1 protein-coding gene and 1 pseudogene are annotated in these 1,563 nt (G+C 65.9%); both read right to left on the bottom strand.

Features of this window, described 5'->3' with window-relative positions; genetic code table 11:
* Nucleotides 1-526: pseudogene (locus IAE77_RS00020) on the bottom strand (hypothetical protein); the annotation flags it as partial.
* 73 nt (nucleotides 527-599) lie between these two features.
* Nucleotides 600-1,391 carry a carbon-nitrogen family hydrolase gene (locus IAE77_RS00015; protein ID WP_294219600.1) on the bottom strand — a complete coding sequence of 264 codons (792 nt, stop codon included), beginning with the start codon at nucleotides 1,389-1,391 and terminating at the stop codon, nucleotides 600-602.
* Between the last annotated feature and the right edge of the window lie 172 nt (nucleotides 1,392-1,563).

Genomic DNA, 1,563 nt, shown 5'->3' with positions numbered 1-1,563 from the left:
CGTTCGTGGCCTGGATCGCGTGATCGTCGTTGTCGAAAAGGAAGAACTGCACATCCACCTGCTTCCGCGCCTCCTTCACCGCCTTCAGGAAAGCGGGAAAAAAACGCGAGCCATCCACGAAAAGCTCCATCCGGCCGCAGGTGCGCGCGGGAAAGCCCGCGCCGTCCAGCAGCGCGTCGAAGGCCTCGCTCCCGGGCGGTGCCGCGCGTGTGTCCAGCCGTGCCATGCCACGCGGCAGCGGCACGTTGCCCTTCAGCAGGCTGTAACCCCGCTCCCCCAGCATCGCCACGCCCATGCGCACCGTCGTCACCGGTGCCTTCGCCGCCGCGAACACCGTGCTGCGCAGCACATGCCGCACATGGCTCCACTTCGACGGGTCCACCGCCCCGTCCCCCTCGCCATGGCGGTTCGTGCTCGACGCAGCGCACTGGCACAGCAGCAGCGTGGCAGAAAACCACCCGCACACGCGCCAGCGGCAGGCACGGGTGCCACTCTCGACGCTGCTCAGAGGACAATTCAAAGACATGACCACCCAGACATCGCCCGCCACCCCCCTCGTGGCCGCACCACTCGCACCCCGCTTCTCTGCTCGCTGCTCTCTAATCTCTGGTCATCCCACCAGCATCCCTCAAGGCCGGAAACTGCGCCCGCCACTCGCGTACGACTGCGGGTGCCAGAAGCGTGCTCACCACGTGCTCCTGTTCGCCCGCATCGGCGATGACGATGCCGTGAGGATCGGCGATGAGGCTGCGGCCGCTGTAGCTGAACTGCGGGTCGGTGCCGCAGCGGTTCACGCCGATGGCGTAGGCCTGGTTTTCGATCGCCCGGGCCTGGAGCAGCGTGATCCAGTGTTGGAAACGGCGGGCAGGCCAGGCGGCGATGTAAACGAGCACCTCCGCACCCGTGCGGACGGCTTGGCGGGCCAGTTCCGGGAAGCGCAGATCATAGCAAATGAGCGGGGCGATTTTGAGGCCCTGCCATTCAAACACCACCACCTCCGTGCCTGCCTGATGCACCTGATCCTCGCCGCCCAGACTGAAGGGCCGGTTTTTGGTGTAGCGGGCGAGCAGGCCGCCATCGGGAGCTATGGCCAGTGCCTGATTCAAGCCGCGGCCGCCGGAAGAGCGGGTCACGAGGCCGCCGATGACGGTGCATTCATGCCGGACGGCGGTTTCACGCAGAAACTGCTCCGTCGGGGCCGCTTCGGCGGCTTCGGCCGTGAGGGAGACGTTCATGCTGAAGCCAGTGGCAAACATCTCCGGCAGGATGATCAGCGATCCCGGCTGGGGGGCGGCGCTGGCGATCAGTTGCCACGCCTTGGCATGATTCGCAGCACGATCTTCCCAGACAGAATCGATTTGGACGAGGTGGACGGCGTGGGTCGCAGGCATGCGGGCATCAAAGCGTGAAAGCAGGTCCAAGGAAAGGCTCTCTTGCCCGGTTCTGGCCCATGCACACCGTCCGCCGCCTCCGCCCAGGACTTGGTGGACGACTGGCGGAGGTGCCTTTGCCTCAGCGGGTCGATTTTTTCGACTTGGTGCTCTTGGGGGCGGGCTTTTCGGG

The sequence above is a fragment of the Prosthecobacter sp. genome (assembly GCF_014879935.1).
Classification (GTDB): domain Bacteria; phylum Verrucomicrobiota; class Verrucomicrobiia; order Verrucomicrobiales; family Verrucomicrobiaceae; genus Prosthecobacter.
Note: the sequence above shows the minus strand (reverse complement) of the source record. Positions and strands in the feature narration are given on the sequence as shown.